The organism is Streptomyces sp. TE5632, assembly GCF_054061295.1.
The window spans coordinates 306,017-321,049 of record NZ_JBSSEA010000001.1 but is presented as its reverse complement, the minus strand read 5'-3'; the positions used below and the strand labels follow the sequence as shown (position 1 = coordinate 321,049).

The 15,033-nt window shown below is 71.7% G+C and carries 26 protein-coding genes; all 26 read left to right on the top strand.

Annotated features, from left to right (window positions below; genetic code table 11):
- Positions 1 to 78: 78 nt before the first annotated feature.
- The 26 genes from ACVW19_RS01640 to ACVW19_RS01515 all read left to right on the top strand — a co-directional run bounded on the left by ACVW19_RS01640 (position 79) and on the right by ACVW19_RS01515 (position 15,022).
- A complete protein-coding gene (locus ACVW19_RS01640; RefSeq protein ID WP_457455862.1) occupies positions 79 to 468 on the top strand; it encodes a hypothetical protein in 390 nt (129 codons plus the stop codon).
- Positions 465 to 752 (top strand): hypothetical protein, encoded by a 288-nt coding sequence (locus tag ACVW19_RS01635; protein ID WP_457455861.1) that lies wholly within the window; start codon positions 465 to 467, stop codon positions 750 to 752. Before ACVW19_RS01640 ends, ACVW19_RS01635 begins: the two co-directional genes overlap by 4 nt.
- On the top strand, positions 749 to 1,531 hold the full coding sequence (locus ACVW19_RS01630; protein ID WP_457455859.1) for a hypothetical protein: 783 nt from the start codon (positions 749 to 751) through the stop codon (positions 1,529 to 1,531). The genes ACVW19_RS01635 and ACVW19_RS01630 overlap by 4 nt, the downstream gene beginning before the upstream one ends.
- A complete protein-coding gene (locus ACVW19_RS01625; protein ID WP_457455857.1) occupies positions 1,528 to 2,613 on the top strand; it encodes a YqaJ viral recombinase family nuclease in 1,086 nt (361 codons plus the stop codon). Before ACVW19_RS01630 ends, ACVW19_RS01625 begins: the two co-directional genes overlap by 4 nt.
- Before the next feature lie 2 nt (positions 2,614 to 2,615).
- On the top strand, positions 2,616 to 3,614 hold the full coding sequence (locus tag ACVW19_RS01620) for a recombinase RecT (RefSeq protein WP_457455855.1): 999 nt from the start codon (positions 2,616 to 2,618) through the stop codon (positions 3,612 to 3,614).
- On the top strand, positions 3,611 to 4,327 hold the full coding sequence (locus ACVW19_RS01615; protein ID WP_457455853.1) for an exonuclease domain-containing protein: 717 nt from the start codon (positions 3,611 to 3,613) through the stop codon (positions 4,325 to 4,327). The genes ACVW19_RS01620 and ACVW19_RS01615 overlap by 4 nt, the downstream gene beginning before the upstream one ends.
- Entirely contained in the window at positions 4,327 to 4,650 is a 324-nt protein-coding gene (locus tag ACVW19_RS01610) for a hypothetical protein (RefSeq protein WP_457455851.1), read from the top strand. The genes ACVW19_RS01615 and ACVW19_RS01610 overlap by 1 nt, the downstream gene beginning before the upstream one ends.
- Positions 4,647 to 5,360: a hypothetical protein gene (locus ACVW19_RS01605; protein ID WP_457455849.1), complete on the top strand. Its 714-nt coding sequence runs from the start codon at positions 4,647 to 4,649 to the stop codon at positions 5,358 to 5,360. The genes ACVW19_RS01610 and ACVW19_RS01605 overlap by 4 nt, the downstream gene beginning before the upstream one ends.
- Complete coding sequence (locus ACVW19_RS01600; RefSeq protein ID WP_457455847.1) at positions 5,357 to 5,914, top strand: RusA family crossover junction endodeoxyribonuclease; 558 nt, start codon at positions 5,357 to 5,359, stop codon at positions 5,912 to 5,914. Before ACVW19_RS01605 ends, ACVW19_RS01600 begins: the two co-directional genes overlap by 4 nt.
- A complete protein-coding gene (locus tag ACVW19_RS01595; RefSeq protein WP_457455845.1) occupies positions 5,911 to 6,330 on the top strand; it encodes a hypothetical protein in 420 nt (139 codons plus the stop codon). The genes ACVW19_RS01600 and ACVW19_RS01595 overlap by 4 nt, the downstream gene beginning before the upstream one ends.
- Before the next feature lie 40 nt (positions 6,331 to 6,370).
- Positions 6,371 to 7,003, top strand: coding sequence for a hypothetical protein (locus tag ACVW19_RS01590; RefSeq protein ID WP_457455843.1), 633 nt, complete (start codon positions 6,371 to 6,373; stop codon positions 7,001 to 7,003).
- Positions 7,000 to 7,269: a hypothetical protein gene (locus tag ACVW19_RS01585; protein WP_457455841.1), complete on the top strand. Its 270-nt coding sequence runs from the start codon at positions 7,000 to 7,002 to the stop codon at positions 7,267 to 7,269. The genes ACVW19_RS01590 and ACVW19_RS01585 overlap by 4 nt, the downstream gene beginning before the upstream one ends.
- A complete protein-coding gene (locus ACVW19_RS01580; protein ID WP_457455839.1) occupies positions 7,270 to 7,614 on the top strand; it encodes a WhiB family transcriptional regulator in 345 nt (114 codons plus the stop codon).
- On the top strand, positions 7,577 to 7,822 hold the full coding sequence (locus tag ACVW19_RS01575; RefSeq protein ID WP_457455838.1) for a hypothetical protein: 246 nt from the start codon (positions 7,577 to 7,579) through the stop codon (positions 7,820 to 7,822). The genes ACVW19_RS01580 and ACVW19_RS01575 overlap by 38 nt, the downstream gene beginning before the upstream one ends.
- Positions 7,819 to 8,040, top strand: a complete 222-nt coding sequence (locus tag ACVW19_RS01570; protein ID WP_457455836.1) for a helix-turn-helix domain-containing protein — start codon at positions 7,819 to 7,821, stop codon at positions 8,038 to 8,040. Before ACVW19_RS01575 ends, ACVW19_RS01570 begins: the two co-directional genes overlap by 4 nt.
- Positions 8,037 to 8,360 (top strand): hypothetical protein, encoded by a 324-nt coding sequence (locus ACVW19_RS01565; RefSeq protein WP_457455834.1) that lies wholly within the window; start codon positions 8,037 to 8,039, stop codon positions 8,358 to 8,360. Before ACVW19_RS01570 ends, ACVW19_RS01565 begins: the two co-directional genes overlap by 4 nt.
- A 29-nt stretch (positions 8,361 to 8,389) precedes the next feature.
- Entirely contained in the window at positions 8,390 to 9,070 is a 681-nt protein-coding gene (locus tag ACVW19_RS01560; protein WP_457455832.1) for a hypothetical protein, read from the top strand.
- Positions 9,070 to 9,540: a hypothetical protein gene (locus ACVW19_RS01555; RefSeq protein WP_457455830.1), complete on the top strand. Its 471-nt coding sequence runs from the start codon at positions 9,070 to 9,072 to the stop codon at positions 9,538 to 9,540. Before ACVW19_RS01560 ends, ACVW19_RS01555 begins: the two co-directional genes overlap by 1 nt.
- Positions 9,537 to 10,022 carry an endonuclease domain-containing protein gene (locus ACVW19_RS01550; protein WP_457455828.1) on the top strand — a complete coding sequence of 162 codons (486 nt, stop codon included), beginning with the start codon at positions 9,537 to 9,539 and terminating at the stop codon, positions 10,020 to 10,022. Before ACVW19_RS01555 ends, ACVW19_RS01550 begins: the two co-directional genes overlap by 4 nt.
- A 44-nt stretch (positions 10,023 to 10,066) precedes the next feature.
- Positions 10,067 to 11,467, top strand: a complete 1,401-nt coding sequence (locus ACVW19_RS01545) for a hypothetical protein (RefSeq protein WP_457455826.1) — start codon at positions 10,067 to 10,069, stop codon at positions 11,465 to 11,467.
- Positions 11,468 to 11,709: 242 nt separating this feature from the next.
- A complete protein-coding gene (locus ACVW19_RS01540; protein ID WP_457455824.1) occupies positions 11,710 to 12,045 on the top strand; it encodes a hypothetical protein in 336 nt (111 codons plus the stop codon).
- Positions 12,045 to 12,467: a hypothetical protein gene (locus ACVW19_RS01535; RefSeq protein ID WP_457455822.1), complete on the top strand. Its 423-nt coding sequence runs from the start codon at positions 12,045 to 12,047 to the stop codon at positions 12,465 to 12,467. The genes ACVW19_RS01540 and ACVW19_RS01535 overlap by 1 nt, the downstream gene beginning before the upstream one ends.
- Positions 12,464 to 12,916 carry a hypothetical protein gene (locus ACVW19_RS01530; protein ID WP_457455820.1) on the top strand — a complete coding sequence of 151 codons (453 nt, stop codon included), beginning with the start codon at positions 12,464 to 12,466 and terminating at the stop codon, positions 12,914 to 12,916. Before ACVW19_RS01535 ends, ACVW19_RS01530 begins: the two co-directional genes overlap by 4 nt.
- Positions 12,906 to 13,388, top strand: a complete 483-nt coding sequence (locus tag ACVW19_RS01525) for a hypothetical protein (protein ID WP_457455818.1) — start codon at positions 12,906 to 12,908, stop codon at positions 13,386 to 13,388. Before ACVW19_RS01530 ends, ACVW19_RS01525 begins: the two co-directional genes overlap by 11 nt.
- Before the next feature lie 39 nt (positions 13,389 to 13,427).
- Positions 13,428 to 13,868 (top strand): hypothetical protein, encoded by a 441-nt coding sequence (locus tag ACVW19_RS01520; RefSeq protein WP_457455816.1) that lies wholly within the window; start codon positions 13,428 to 13,430, stop codon positions 13,866 to 13,868.
- Positions 13,865 to 15,022: a hypothetical protein gene (locus ACVW19_RS01515; RefSeq protein ID WP_457455814.1), complete on the top strand. Its 1,158-nt coding sequence runs from the start codon at positions 13,865 to 13,867 to the stop codon at positions 15,020 to 15,022. Before ACVW19_RS01520 ends, ACVW19_RS01515 begins: the two co-directional genes overlap by 4 nt.
- Positions 15,023 to 15,033 lie beyond the last annotated feature (11 nt).

Sequence of the window (15,033 nt, the reverse complement as noted above, 5' to 3'; positions counted from 1 at the left end):
GGCCGCCCAGACCCTTGCCCGGTCCGGACGACCCCGAACACCAGGAAACCTCAACAACTCAGCCAATTTGAGGCCACCTTGAACCAGAACCTTACCTCCGAGCAGGCCGCCGCCACGGTCCTCGCTCGCCTGCTCATCGACCACCCCGAGCTTTGCTCGGTCGTCTGGTCGGTGGGCGAGAAGCCGGGGGTCCTGACCGGCCACCAGATGTCCGACAGCGGCCAGGGAGAGATCATCGACGCCTGCGCCGCCGCGATGGGCGGCACCGTCGCCCGTTCCACGCACAGGCGTAACAGCGACGGCCACGGCCTCGCCCAGCTCGCCGCCATCGTCGACGGCGTGCCCGTCCACGTGTGGGCCAGCTACCCCCTGCCCGGCGCCGACGGGCTCACCAGCACCCAGCTGGCGGCCCTCCTCTCCGGCCGTCAGCTCGGCACCCTCGCGATCGTCCCGGGCGGTGCCCAGTGACCGACATCGTGTCGACGATCATCCTCGGCCTTATCGCCGTCTGCCTCGTGCTCCTCCCGGCGTCGGTCACCGTGCGCCGCGCCGAGGAGCCCCGCCCGACGGGCTCCGGTACGACCGTCCCGCAGCAGCGTGACCGGTGGACGGGCGATGCCGGAACAAAGCACGACCCGAGCCGCTGCCACCTGTGCAGCCCCTTGGTCCACGGCCCGGTCCAGCTGTCCCTCCGCAAGGCGCTGACCCGCCAGACCCGCAGCAACGGCGAGAACACGGAGGTGGGCAAGTGAACACCCTCGTCGATCACCAGGCTGCCGCCTGGCGGCTGGAGCTCCAGCCCGGTGTCGAGGGCCTCGTGAAGGTGTACGCGAGCAAGCAGGGCGGGGAGGCCGTCGCCCGGGGCATCCGCAACGGCACGATCGCCGCGTACGGGCCGGCGGGCACATTCGATGCCGTTGCCGCCATGCACTCGACCGGCACGGCTGTCTGGGCCCGGTACGTGAAGGGCCTGGACCTGTCGCCGCTGCCGGAGACCATGACCGTGAGCGTGCCCGACTACGGACCCCAGGCCGGATACGAGGGCGTGTGGGTCGTCGAGGTCGAGATCTCCGCGCGCTGCCAGCTCTGCGGCTGCCTGCGCGGGCCCGTCCTGAAGGACACGTTCATCCGCGACGGTGCGCGCCATGTCCGGGACACGTGGACGAATGTTTGCGGCCACAAGGACAACTACCAGACGGTTCTGGAGGAAGCCCAGCGCCGCAAGGACCGCGCGGGCTACCGGCTGAGGCAGCACGTCGCGATCAAGGGCGTGCAGGGCGGCAAGTTCACGGCCGCCGTCGACGTCATCGCCGAGGGCATCGCAGAGACGCAGTGGCTGAGCGCGAAGAAGGCCGCGCACCTCGTCGAGGACGCCGGACACGGCAAGGCCGCTGACCTCATCTGGGAGTTCATCCGCTCCAACCGCAGCAAGACGCCGTCCGCTCGGGCTGCCGCGCTCTACCTCATGCAGCGCGACACCGAAGCGCTCGCCGCCGCCGACCGCAACCAGACCACGGGGGTAACGAAGTGACGACCACGCCTGAGCTGCTGTTCGACGTTGAAGACCTGCCGCCCATCGGGCTGCCGGAGGCGCCGACCGCTCGTCTCCTCCTGGCGAACGGCGACCTCGACGACCCGGAGTTCCGCACCGTGTGGGAGCTGGAGCGGCGCAACGGAATCGGCGGGTCCGACGTCGCCGGGATCCTCGGCCTGGCCGGGAAGTACAACAGCCCGCGCCGCGTCTTCGAGGAGAAGCACGGCCGGTCGACGTTCCAGGAGACCGAGCCCGCCGAGATCGGGCGGGAGATCGAGGACTTCATCGCGATGATGTTCTCGAAGCGTTCCGGCCTGGACGTCGCGATGCCGCCGGGCACGCTGCAGAACCTCGAACGCCCATGGATGCGGGCGAACGTCGACCGGTACGTCCTCGGCAGCGACGGCTGCCCGGTGGTGCCGCTGGAGTGCAAGAACCGGTCTGAGTACCAGATCGACGAGTGGGAGGACGGCGTCCCGGACGCCCCCGCCATCCAGTGCTACTGGTACATGGCCGTCGGCGGCTGGACGCACGGCTACGTGGCCGCGCTGGTCGGCGGTAACAAGCTCCGCTGGCACCGCCTTGAGCGGGACGAAGACATCATCGGCGAGCTCGTCGAGCACTGCGAGGACTGGTACGAGCGGCACATCGTCGAAGGGTTCCCGCCGCCCGCTGACGGCCTGGAGGACACCACGAACCTCCTCGCGCGACTGTGGGAGGTCAAGGCCGACGCCGTCGCCACCGTCGAGGTCGAGAAGGCCAAGCAGCTCTTGGCCGACCACGCGAGCCTGACGGAGAAGGTGAAGGCGGCTCAGGACGAGGTCCGCCTCGTCGAGAACGAGATGCGGCTGATCGCCGGCGAGAACGAAATCGTCAAGGCGGACGGCAAGGTCGCCTGGACGAACAAGCAGAACTCGGCATTCGCGCCGAAGAGGTTCCGCGAGGCGCGGCCCGATCTGGCCGCCCGGTTCACCCACCAGGTCGACGCGCTCGACATGGACCGGCTCAAGGCCGAGGAGCCCGACGTCTACCGCCAGTTCCGGGCCCGTCAGCTGCGCCCGTCCAAGAAGGGGCTGTGACCATGGTGACCACTCTCAAGGACCGGATCCACGCCGCCCGCAGGGGCGGCCCGGCCGCCGTCGAGCAGCACGACCAGGCGCCGGACGCTCCCGCCGAGCTGGCCGACGTCAAGGGCCACGAGCAGGTCGAGCCGCCCATGAACAAGACGGTCATGGCCTGGCTCAAGAGGTACGAGAAGGACTTCGAGGAGGCGCTGCCCGCGCACATCGACCGGACGGCATTCTTCGCCGCGGTGCGGGCGATCCTGCCGAAGCTGGCCCGGTGCACCCCGGCGAGCACTCTGCAGGCGCTCCTGACGTGCGCCCGGTTCGGCCTCGTCCCGGACGGCAAGCACGCCGTCATCAAGCGCGAGGGCACCACCGCGGTGTTCGTGCCGATGGCGCAGGGCTACATCGAGCTGATGGGCCGCGCCGGTGCGGTCGTCCACGTCGGTGAGATCCGCGAGCACGACGAGTTCAGCTACGAGCCGACTGCCCCGACTCCGATGGACTTCGTGCACCGGCCCGACCTGCTCAAGCCGAAGAAGGAGCGCGGCGAGGTCGTGCTCTGCTACGCCTTCGCCTGGCTCGCGGACGGTCGCCGCTCGCAGGTCGTCCTCCTCACCCGTGAGGACGCGGAGGAGATCCGCGACGAGTACAGCCAGGCGTACCAGCAGGCCAAGGCCGAGGGCCGCGAAGACAGCTTCTGGCACACGCACTTCCTGCACATGTGGCGGAAGTCCTGTGTGCGCCGCCTGGCGAAGGTCGTGCCGATGTCGGCCGAGCTGGTCGCGCTGGTGAAGGCCGACGACGCCGGTGAGGCCGGTCAGGTGCAGGTGCTGCATGCGCCGGACCCCGAGGACGCCCGCCTCCTCGCCGAGGCGGAGGCCGCCTCCGTGGCCGCCGAGGCGTCCCAGGACGACCCCGCTCCCACGCTCACCCGTCGGCTGCCCGTGAAGCGGTCGCAGCCCCGCCGGAAGGCCTCCCGCCGGGCCCGCCGAGGAAGGAAGTACGCGGCATGACTTGGACCCGGAAGCCGCTGGTCGGCTTCGATGTCGAGACGTCCGGCCTGGATGTCGACGAGGACCGGATCGTGACCGGCAGCGTCGTCCGCTGGGGCGGCGGCCTGCCCACCACGGCCCGTACCTGGTACTCGGACCTCGGTGGCGCGGAGATCTCCGCCGACGCCACCGCGGTGCACGGCATCACCACGGAGCAGGCCCGCGCTGCGGGCCGCCCGGCCGCCGAGGTGGTCTCGGAGATCACCTCGGCCCTGTCGGAGTACACGGCCAAGGGCTGGCCGATCGTCGTGATGAACGCACCGTTCGACCTGGCGATGCTGGACCGCGAGGGTGCCCGGTACGGGGTGCGGCGGATGTGGGACGCGCCCCCTGTGGTCCTCGACCCGTGCGTCCTGGACAAGCAGTTCGACCGCTACCGGAAGGGCCGGCGCACGCTCGTCGACCTATGCACGCACTACGGCGTGCGCATGGAGGGCGGCGCCCACAACAGCGAGGTCGACGCGAAGGCCGCGTGCGGTGTGGTGTGGAAGCTCGGGCGGCGGTTCCCGCAGATCGGCCGCGAAGACCTGGGCAAGCTGCACGAGTTGCAGGCCGCTTGGGCGCGCGAGCAGAACGAGGACTTCCGCGCGTACCAGCTGCGGTCCTCCGGTGCGTGCGACGAGTCGCCGTTCGACTGGCCGTTCCTGTCCGTGCCCGACTGGGCTGGGGCGTGATGGCGGACTGGATGTATGTCGCCGGGGCCTGCTTCGCGGGCTCCGGCGCCCTCGCCCTGGCCGTCATGAGGTACGGCCGCCGTGCGGCGGCGCTCGAGGCCGCCGGGCCCGCGCGGCTCCACGTCGGCGACGGCCAGCACGGTTCCGCCTCGCCGGACACCGGCGGCCTCGAGGCCGACCCGTTCTCGCCGTACGAGGACGGTGACGCCGACACCGCCGAATTCCACTACTGCCCGTACGAGTCGCAGGTCACCGCGCATGCCGTGCACACGGACGGCGTCCGCCACTGCTGGAACTGCGCGGCCGACCAGGAGGAAGCATGAGCTACGACGAAGAGGGGCCGCTCCACGAGCCGTTCGGCCCGAAGTACGTACGGCCCGCGAACGCGGACTGCCCTGACTGCGACTGCTGCACGGCCGTGCTGTGCGCGAGGGGCCGGGCGAGCGTCCTGGAGTGCGCCGGCCACGCCGGGGACGAGGCGGCCGAGCGGGTGAGGGGCTGCCCGTGCTCGGCGGAGTCCACGAAGGGCACGCTGTCGTGGCGGGCCGCGATGATCCGGGCGGTCACGTTCGCCACGGAGAAGCCGCTTCGGGAGGAGCTGGAGGCGCTCCTGGCCCGGATTGCCGACGGTGACCCGTACGCGGACCTCGCGCCGCTGCTGCCGAAGCTGGCGGTGCGCCGGTACGTGAACCAGGTGAGTCACGAGCTGACGGACTTCGGATGGGCGTACCTGAACGCCCGCCGGGGCGGCCCGCGCGCGACGTCGGCCGTCATGATCCGGTCCGTGGACGTGGCGGCGCGTACCGCGCGGGTCCTCGCCCCCGCGTTCAGCGCCGAGCAGCTGGTGACGGTGCCGATGGACCAGGTGGTGAACACCCGGACCGGGCTCACGGTGGACACGGCCAGCACGGTGGCGCTGCACGCGGAGATCAACACGGACGCCCGCCAGGCCGACGACGTGATCCTGACGAAGGTCCGCAACCCGGCCCTGGCGGTGACCGCGCGGCCGGAAGTGCCGGGCGGTGACCGGTGACCGAGAGGTCGGATCGCGAGTGGGGCGAGTGGCTGATGCAGATGCTCGCCCCCGGGGCGGCTGAGTCGTGGGGCACGGTCATCGAGGGGGAGCCGCGCAGCAAGGCCCGGCCCCGCTTCAACCGGGACGGGCACGCGTACAAGGACCCGGCGGACGCCGAGGCGGAGGAGGCCACGAAGTGGCGGCTGCGCCGGTGGTTCCGGCGCGGCCCGCTCACCGGGAACGTTGCGCTCGGCTGCATCTTCTTCCGGTCGTCCCGGCAGGAGATCGACGACGACAACATGCTCAAGCACGTCTGCGACGCCGGGAACGGCATTCTGTGGCTGGACGACTCGCAGATCACCGCGAAGTACGGCGGGATCGAGCTGGACCGCCACAGTCCCCGGACGATCCTCGTCCTCGCCCCGCACGTCTCGACGATGCAGCGGGGCACGGACTACGTCCGGGACTGCGCCGGCTGCGGGAAGCCGTTCACGCCGTCCCGCGAGACGCAGAAGTGCTGTTCCCGGGACTGCGTGTCCGAGGCCCGCCGGGCGAGGGCGGTGGGGGCGTGAAGGCGTCGTGGGAGAACATCGCGCGGGTCCTGGAGCACGAGACGGTGTCGGATACCGAGCTGGCGCACCGGCTCGGCTGCTCGCGCGGGTTCGTCGCCCGGGTCCGTCACGACCTTGGCCTGGAACCCATGCCGCTGCCCCTGACCAGCGAGAAGGCGACGCCTGAGCAGCGGCTGATGATGATGGCAGCCTTCGTCCCGGGCGGCCACCGGCGGTGGACCGGCCGCAGGTCCAGTGACGGGGTGCCGCTGATCGACAACGTCACCACGGCGTGCCGTGTCGCTTTCCGGATGGTGCACGGCCGCGAGCCCGAGGGCCAGGTCCGGGTGAGCTGCGTGATGAAGCACTGCGTGGAGGGCTCGCACCTGACAGACCGCCTGATGCGTGAGACGGCTCGGGCGGTGGATGCCGCGTGACGGCGCCGGTGCCGGAGCTGCGGGCCCGGGTGGTGGCGCCGTGAGCCCGGAGAAGTGGGAGCGGATCGCCCGCCTGCTGAAAGAGGGCCCCATCTCGGACGGTGAGGCGGCACGTCGGCTGCACGTACGGAAGCGGGCGATCGCCGAGGTCCGCGCGGACCTCGGCATCCCGAAGTACTTCGTGCGGCGCGGCAAGCAGTGGACGCGCGAGGACTACGAGGAGCTGTCGGTCCCGCTGAGGGGCGGTCACCGCCGCTGGCGGGGTCGCATCAACCGGGACGGCGTCCCGATGGCGGGGAAGGACATGACGGCGTACCGGCTGGCGTTCCGGCTGCACCACGGCCGTGAGCCGGAGGGCCGCATGGTCGGCACGTGCCGCATCAAGCGGTGCGTCGCCGGCGCGCACCTGGAGGACAACGTCCTGCGGGCCGCGAAGACCGACTGGTCCATGCCGAGCGAGCTGCCTGTCGGGGCGACGTTCCGGGGCATGGACCTGGTGGCGATCCGCCGGTGCCTGTACGGGCCGGCCCCGTGGCCGCCGCTGGCCCTGCTGGAGGCCCGGTTCGCGTTCCGCTTCGCCAACCCGGACATGTCGGCCACCGAACTGGCCCGGCGTCTCGGGCTGTGCGCGGACACGGTCCAGCGGTACCGGAAAGACGGGGTGCCGTCGTGACCCTGCACGTCGTGCTCCTGGAGGCGGGCCTGGCCGTGGAGGAGGTCCTGGCCGCCCGGGAGGAATGGGGGCCGCCGCTCGCGGTCCTGGCCATGGCCCGCACGGACACCGTCCGGACGCGCGTCCGGACGGCCGTCCGGGCAGTGTCCGCACTCCGCACGGCCTGGCCTTGCATGTGGCCGCTGACCTGCCCGGACACGCGTCCGGACACGTCTACGGACAGCCGTCCGGACGCTTCCGGACGTAACTCGGAGGGAGGCCCCTGAATGCGAACCAGCTACGACGCCCCGCGCACCCTTGCCCGCGACCCGCACTGGGACGACGAAGCGGCCTGCAAGTCCAGCCTCACACCCGACTACTGGTTCGCCGACGGCCAGGACCCGCCGGCGATCGCCGAGCGCCTGGAGGCGAAGAAGGTGTGCGGCCGCTGCCCGGCCCGCGTCCCGTGCCTGCACGCGGCGCTGGCGCGGCGGGAACCGACCGGAGTGTGGGGCGGCCTGGACACCGACGAACGGGCCGCGCTCACCCTCCTCCCCGCGACCGCCCCGCCGGCCCCGAGTGAGGAGACCGTCGATGGCAAGCCGCCGACGGAACAAGCCCAGACGGCCTGAGCCGCCTCCGACCGGAGTCCTCGACTGGACGGAAGGCCACTGGGCCCGCACACAGATGCCGTGCCGCTACGACTGCGGCGGCCTGCCGACCCAGCTCCGGGACGGCAAAGGGCGCCCGGCGCACAAGGTGTGCGCCGAGGCGGCCATCGCTCAGCAAATCCAGGAGTACGCGGAGGCGTACAAGAACGAGAGGTTGCGTCTGACATGAAGAAGGGCACGCGGAAGCCCCGGCTGACGGGGGAAAAGCGGACGGCCAAGGCCATGGAACTGAAGGGCCTGTACTACGCCGGCTCCTCGATCCGGAACCTGGTCGACGAGACCGGCTACTCGTACGGCACGGTCCGCAACCTGCTGCGGGAAGCCAAGACGAAGTTCCGCAGGCGCGGCGGCGGGCGCCCCGCCCCGACCGACTCGGAGAACGAGTGAAGCCCGGACGCACGGACCGGCGGCTCCTCGCGGGAGCCGCCGCGCTCGCCGTGCTCCTCGGCGTGGCCTTCTGCGAGCACCAGGACGAGGACCCGCCAGCGCCGAGCTGCGCAGCCATCGCCCCCGCCGCCCAGGCCGGCCCGACCCAGCGCTCCGGGTCGTCCAGCCGCGACAAGAACACCGACCGGCCCCCGGCCCGCTTCAGCAAGGAACCGCGGCCCGAGGCGCCGGTGAAACGTCCCGCCCACCCGTCGAAGTCCAGGACAGCGCACGGCCACCGGCCGCACGTGGACATCGACCTCGAACTCGACGGCTGCTGACCCCCACTACCCCGAAGGCGAATCCGCTCATGAACCCCCCACCGCTCCCGCACACGCGCGACGTCATGCCGGCGAACCCCGTCAACGTTCCCGTCCCGCCGAGGCTGGCCCGACTGCCGCGAGACCGGCACCACCGGATCGTGCCCTGGTTCGTCGGCACCGTCGACGGCGAGCCCGACCACCGCCTGGTCCGGCCCGGCGGCATCCGGGACGCCGTCCGCTTCAACCAGTGCTTCCTGTGCGGCTGCGCCCTCGGCGCCTACAAGAGCTTCTGCATTGGCGGGATGTGCGTGATCAACCGGGTCAGTGCCGAGCCGCCCTCGCACCGGGACTGCGCCGAATACGCGGCCCGCGCCTGCCCGTTCCTGACGCACCCGCACATGCGGCGCCGGGGAGGCCTGCCCGAGAGCACCGTCGAGCCGGACGGCATCATGTGCCCCCGCAACCCGGGCGTCTGCGTCGTGTGGACGACCCGCTCATGGACCAAGAAACCCGGCCTCCAGCTGTTCAGCCTCGGCGACCCCACCGAGGTCACCTGGTGGCGCGAAGGCCGGCCCGCGAGATACAGCGAGGCCCTCGACGCCCTCGTGTCCGGCATGGACGTCCTGAAGGACGAGGCCGACAAGGACCCACGCCCGCTACAGGCCGCTGCAAGCCTCGAAGAGCAGTACTGGCAGGCAACGAACTACCTCCCCGGGAACTTCTCGTGATGCCCTCAGGGGAAGCCGCCCAGCTCATCGCCAAGGCGATTGCCGCGGCGGTCGCCGGCGACACCGAAACCGCCACCGACCTCGTCGCACGACTTGGCACAGACAGCGACGCGGCCCGCATGTACAGCGTGTGCTGCACGGCCGCCACGGCAAGCAAGCAAGCCCTGCACCTCCTCTTCGACGGCAAGACGCCCGCCCTCGACCGCGGCGAGTACTGGACCCACCACGACCTCCGCCCCGTCCTCGACCGCGCCCGGAACCAGACCCTCGGCGACAACCCGGCCCGACAGTTCGCGAGCCGGTTCCTCGTCGCGTACTGCAACGACGACCAAGAGACCGACGTGGCCCTGTTTGGCGCGGCGGCCCGAATCGGCGGCGAACACTTCGTGCGCTGCGTCACCCAGCTGTTCGCCGACACCGCCGGCCTGGCCCGCGCGGCCATGCAGAAGACCGAGGCGGAGGGCGGATGAGGCGGTGTGCGGTGCCGTCAGTCCTTGGCCGGGGCAGCTACGGGCACGCCCGGCGCCCTGACCTTCGGTGCGCGCACGTCCTCTACCGGCTGACTTGCGACGAGTGCGAAGCGATGAGGGACCGCGCACAGGACAGGTGCGAGCTGTGCGGCATTCCTGACCACGAGACGCCCCGCGGTCAGCTCGTCATCGACCACTTCGAGGCACAGCGCGTCGCGTTCTTCGTGCGAGGGCTCCTCTGCGACCGCTGCAACTCGGTGATGCAGCGCCATGACGGCAGCGCCCCCTGGGGACCGGCCTCGCGCCCCTTCGCCGAGAAAGCACGCGCGTACCACCTCAACGCCTTCAGCCAGCCCGGGGACGAGAAGTTCCGGCTCGCCGACGAGGCGATCCGCCGGAGGGTCGAGCGCCGAGAGCGGCTCAAGCCGATCCGGCGAAGGCGCACGGCGGAACTGGGCACCGACCGCGACTCCGAGAGCTGAGGCGCTGTGAAGGCTCGACCAATCGGTTTGAGAGGAGGTGTTTAGTGAGCACCTGCTACCCGCGTGCGACACGTCGCGGCGTGGCCCTGGACTGGGTGAAGTTCGATGCCGAGTTGGCGCGTGACGGCAGCGTGGACCCTGTCGACAAGGCGCTGTACGCGGCGATCGGTTCGTTCGTGGACGCGGAGACCCGCGAGTCGCCCTCGATGGAGGATCTCGATCCGAACCATGTTCCGCCGTGGGTGCCGACGAGGAAGCGGCTGGCGGAGTGCATCGGGAAGTCCGTGGACACCGTCGACCGCGCCACGAAGCGGCTGGAGAGCCGTGGGCTGCTGAGGGTGCACCGGCAGCCGGATCCGACCAATCCGCGCCGGATGCTTCCGAGCGAGTACGAGTTGCTGGATCACCACGTGTGGGACGAGCGTGCCGCTCAGCGGGCTGCGGACCGTGCCGCCGAACGGGTTAATCGCAGGTCGGGGGGTGGCCGCACCGGTGCGGCCACCCCTGGCCGCAGGGATGCGGCTACCCCTGGCCGCACCGGTGCGGCGGTAAAAGATCTACAAGAAGGTGTTGAAGAAGAAGAGCAAGAACCAGCGCCTTCGGCGCGTAGCGCCGCTGACGCCCGTAGGGCTACTGCAGGTAGTAGCGCGCGTGAGGTTGACAGCGGCTGCGCCGCGACGGGAAAGACCGATCGTGCTGCTGAGGGTGGGAAGGGCCTCGAGGCCGCCGGGGCGTCCGGCAAGGTGCCGGGGCAGCGTGGGGGCGGGGGCGGCAAGAGCCCGTTCCCGCCGGAGGTCCGCCAGCGGGTCTACGCGGCGGAGGCCCGGCTCCCGGGGCCGCTGAGGGGCCTCCTCGCCGAGATGTTCCCGTACGGCCACCTGCCGAACGCGAACCGGAAGGTGACCGCTCAGGCGCTGGAGTCCCGGACCCCGGAGCAGCTCGGGGAGCGGGCGGCCCGCCGGTGGGTCTCGTACGGGTACGAGCGGGACTTCTACGACGGCGGCATCAGGAAGCCGCTCGGCGTCGTCGAGGAGCTGTTGCGGCCGACGCCGTACTGCCCGGACCCGGCGTGCGAGGACGGCGAGAGCATCCACACCGGTGAGCAGTGCGCGCCGTGTGCGGAGCGCATCGCCCGGAGGGTGCGGGACCGCAAGGCCGGACGCTCCGTCCCCACGCATCGGCCGCCGCGCCTGTACCGCGACCGCGAGGAGTGCGACGTCTGCCAGCGCCCGTTGCCGGGCGATGTCCCCGAGGACCTGCTGTGCACCGGGTGCCGCGCCGAGATCGAGCGGTCCGTCGCGCGCCACCTCGGCACCGCCGCCGACCACGACCACGAGAACGACCAGGACGAGCCCTCGGACGCCGCGTACGCGCCCGCTCCGCCCAGTGCCGAGTACCGGCAGTGGCGCGAGCAGCAGGCCGCCGCCAAAGGCGCCCCGTTCTAGCCCAGGAGCCACGATGAAACGCCAGAAGACCTACCGCGTTCCCCCCGGCCGTGTCGTCGGCCTCCGCGACCTGCGTGCCCGCATGGCGACCGCGAAAGATCGCGCCTACCACCTGGAACTCACCTCCGGTCAGGAGGACTTCCAGGGGGTCATGGAAGCCCTCCACGAGGCGTACTGGATTGCCGCGGCGCTCGCCGCGAGCACCTCCCGCACCGGATGCGCGGAACACCCCCCAGGGGCCCGTGGACCCCGAAGCGCCCGAGGGGTGGGGCCGGTGCCTGCTGTGCAACTCCCGCCGCCGCTCTGGCCTCGTCAGGCAGCGGGACGTCAACGGCCAGAACCTGCCCGGCGCGACGTCCGGCCTGAACCGGCCGCAGCGGAACCTGGAAGCCGCCCGCCAGCCCTCGCCGCCCGAGTCCGCCGCCTGGCGCGAGCCGGCTGGCCTGCACGCCGCGCAGCTCACGTACGACAGCCCGATCCTGGCCCGCCGCCGTGAACGAGCTGACCCCACCCGCGCGGCTGCGCTCGCCCGTGCCCGCAAGGAGAAGGCAGCCCGCCAGCAGGAAGCGAGTGACTGATGACGAATGCGACGACCGAGCTGGGGCGCGCACTGCGCGACCTGGGTGAGCACGGCGACCGGCTCACCGCCTTCGCCGCCTCGCCCGAGCAGCTCGACGAGATCGGGGCAGACCTCGACCGTGTGCGCCGGCTCCTCGCCGACGCCCGTGCCGAGCTGGACCCCTCCGGCTGCCGGGTCCATCCGGGCGCCCCGCCGGACCCGGAAGCCGGAGGCGCGTGCCTGTTCTGCGCGACGAACCGGCGCCGCGGCCAGACCCCCGGCGGGGCGCCGGTCACCGCGGCGGTGCGGATGGACCAGGTGTGCCAGGTCGTGGCCGAGTTCGGCCAGGACGAGGCGATGCGCCGGTACGGCGCCCGCACGGTGACCCGCGCGCTCGTCCACTGCCGTTTCGACCCGATGCTGACCGAGGAGTCTGCATGACCGACAACCAGACGCCCCTGGAGGAGGCGGCCCGCGCCGTGGCCGACTTCGAGCGGGCGATGCACGACCCGGCCCGCCGCCACGACGCCGTCGGCTCCCTGTTCCAGTCGCTGGGGGCCGCGGCGGCCCAGCACGCGCAGGAAGCGAGGGCGGCCCGTACCCGGTGGCGGAACCGGCCGGAGGCGAAGGCGCGCCGGTCTGCGGCGGCGAAGAAGGCCGCCGCGACCCGGGCGGAGAGGAAGGCCGCCGAGCGGGCCGTCGAACTCGCCGAGCGCGAGCGCGACGCGCGGATGCCGGCCGTGCACTGCCCCCACATCGACTTCACCCCGTTCGGCGAGCAGGAGTGCTCACTGGCCCCGGCCCATGGCGGTGAGGACCACGTGGACATCGATGGCCACACCTGGCCGAACGAGTGCGACGAGGGCTGTGGGGAGATCTGTGGTTACTGAACCGCCCGCGCTGCCTCCGCTGATCGTCGAGGAAGCTTTGCGCCGGGCCGCGACCGGTGATGTGTCCGGCGGCGGGATGCTCCTCGCCCCGCTCGTCAGCGAGAGCCGCCGGGAGTGCTTCGCGCTGTGCGTGATGCTCGCGACGGCCGCCCTCGCCGGCAGGCAGCCGAACGGGCCCGGCGGCAGGTACGTGCTGGAGGTCGAGGACACGTGGACCGGCCGACCCGGTCGGCTCGAGGACCTGTCGCCCGACGTGCGGTTCGCGGCCCGGTTCACCGCCGCGCTCGCCAACAAGAACCGGCCCGTCGTGCGAGCCCTGTTCGACGAGATCACCGCCGAGGCGCACACCGAGGCCGGAGTGGACCGGCTCGTCGACGGCGTGCTCGCCCTGTTCGGCATGGCCGTCGCCACCACCCGCGCGCTCATCGATGAGCAGCGGACCCATCCCACCCAGCGGAAGGACCAACCATGACCGTCACCCCCCCTGCTCCCGCACTCCCAGGCCGACGGCGTGAAGGCCAGGGAACGCACCGTCGTCGACTGCCTCATGGACGGCTTCGGGCCCGACACCTACCTCGGCGTCGCCTTCGTCCAGCCCGACGGCGGATGCCACATGTGGAACGCCTGGACCGAAGGCGCCAAGTACCTCGGCGACCAGATCGACGGCCAGGCGCTCGCCGCCGACCTCGACACGGCGGACTGGCTGCACATCGGAGACCGGCACAGCTCGCTCACGCACCTCGGCACGATCCGCATCGAGGCGTACCAGCTCCGGGCGATCCTCGCCGACGTCCAGGCCGGCGAACGCGGCCCGGACGAGCGGCGCACGGAGCTGCGCCGCGTCATCGACTGCGCCGCCGAACTCACCGGACAGACCCCCCGCCCCGGCCTGCCCCGCTGGCCCGGCTTCGGCCCCACCCTCCTCGCCAACCGAAAGGGCATCAACTCGTGAACCTCACCGACGAGAACTCCGTCCGCGACTTCCTTCGCCTGTGCCTCGACCCAGGCCACGGCATCAAGCGGACCCCGGAGAAGCTCACCGAGGTCATGCCCGACCCGCTGTACCAGGCCATGGTGCTTTACGCGCCGCACCTCGGCCGGCTGCGCGCCGACGCCGACCGGCAGGACAAGAAGGCCCGTACGGCCCGCAGGGCGTACGCCGACGCCGTCGCCGCGTGGATCCACGACAAGCCCTCCCCGGCCGAGGACGAGCAGTCCACCGACCGGCGCGAGAAGTACGCGCAAGCCCTGTACGCGACGCTGGAGGAGTTCTCGCAAGAGCGCCCCTGGGCCGGCCTGAGCCCGCTCCGGCGGGCCGTCTGGTACAAGCGCGCCGACGAGGCCATCGCCCTCGCAGACGCCGAGCTCCGCGAAGCGGCCCTGACCTCGGCCCCGGAGCGCATCGACCGGCTCCGCCCGGAGTACCAGGAACACGCGAGCCCCGAATCAATCGACGTACAGCTCCGGCGCGCAAAGAGGCAGTGCGGCATGTGGGAGAACCGCGTGGCGAAGCTGGCGGCACTGAAGACGGCCCGGCTCGCACAGATCGAGGCCGGGACCTGGCCCGCCTCGGCCGGGGAGGACACCAGCCCGGTGCTGTGCCCGCAGAACCGCAGGGGCGACAGGGCCGTGCAGGAAGAGCACTTCTACGCGCCCGACGACGCCGGTGTGCAGCGCTGCGTGTTCTGCAAGACGGCACCCCACCGGAGCGGCGAGTCGGCGCGGGCGTACCGCACTCCGGACGGCCGTGTGTGGACGCTCGCCTCCGAGGCCGATGAGCACGGAGTGGCGCTGTACGAGGCGCCGTTCGTCCCCGCCCGGTACACCGCCCTCGCCCTGGAGACGCTGCACGGCGAGATCGCCCCGGCCGTGGACGACCCGCTTCCGCAGTACGTCTACAACGCGCGGTCGGTGAACTGCACGACGAAGCACATCGCGGACGGGGAGGGCCACACGCTGTGCCCCTCCTCCTTCCACGCCAGCAAGCCCATGCCGGAGAAGGAAGCCGCCGAACTCCCCCTGTGCAACGGCTGCCGCAGGGCGCTCGTCGAGGCTTCCGGCGCCCGGCCCGGCTCCGACGAGACCGGCACCCACGCCCACGCATGACCCGTACGACG

Excerpts from the sequence above, each read along its gene's own strand:
- ACVW19_RS01555 (WP_457455830.1), top strand. The coding sequence starts at position 9,070 with ATGCCCTCAGGGGAAGCCGCCCAGCTCATCGCCAAGGCGATTGCCGCG.
- ACVW19_RS01615 (WP_457455853.1), top strand. The coding sequence starts at position 3,611 with ATGACTTGGACCCGGAAGCCGCTGGTCGGCTTCGATGTCGAGACGTCC.
- ACVW19_RS01605 (WP_457455849.1), top strand. The coding sequence starts at position 4,647 with ATGAGCTACGACGAAGAGGGGCCGCTCCACGAGCCGTTCGGCCCGAAG.
- ACVW19_RS01620 (WP_457455855.1), top strand. The coding sequence starts at position 2,616 with ATGGTGACCACTCTCAAGGACCGGATCCACGCCGCCCGCAGGGGCGGC.
- ACVW19_RS01570 (WP_457455836.1), top strand. The coding sequence starts at position 7,819 with ATGAAGAAGGGCACGCGGAAGCCCCGGCTGACGGGGGAAAAGCGGACG.
- ACVW19_RS01550 (WP_457455828.1), top strand. The coding sequence starts at position 9,537 with ATGAGGCGGTGTGCGGTGCCGTCAGTCCTTGGCCGGGGCAGCTACGGG.
- ACVW19_RS01535 (WP_457455822.1), top strand. The coding sequence starts at position 12,045 with ATGACGAATGCGACGACCGAGCTGGGGCGCGCACTGCGCGACCTGGGT.
- ACVW19_RS01610 (WP_457455851.1), top strand. The coding sequence starts at position 4,327 with ATGGCGGACTGGATGTATGTCGCCGGGGCCTGCTTCGCGGGCTCCGGC.
- ACVW19_RS01530 (WP_457455820.1), top strand. The coding sequence starts at position 12,464 with ATGACCGACAACCAGACGCCCCTGGAGGAGGCGGCCCGCGCCGTGGCC.
- ACVW19_RS01560 (WP_457455832.1), top strand. The coding sequence starts at position 8,390 with ATGAACCCCCCACCGCTCCCGCACACGCGCGACGTCATGCCGGCGAAC.
- ACVW19_RS01580 (WP_457455839.1), top strand. The coding sequence starts at position 7,270 with ATGCGAACCAGCTACGACGCCCCGCGCACCCTTGCCCGCGACCCGCAC.
- ACVW19_RS01575 (WP_457455838.1), top strand. The coding sequence starts at position 7,577 with ATGGCAAGCCGCCGACGGAACAAGCCCAGACGGCCTGAGCCGCCTCCG.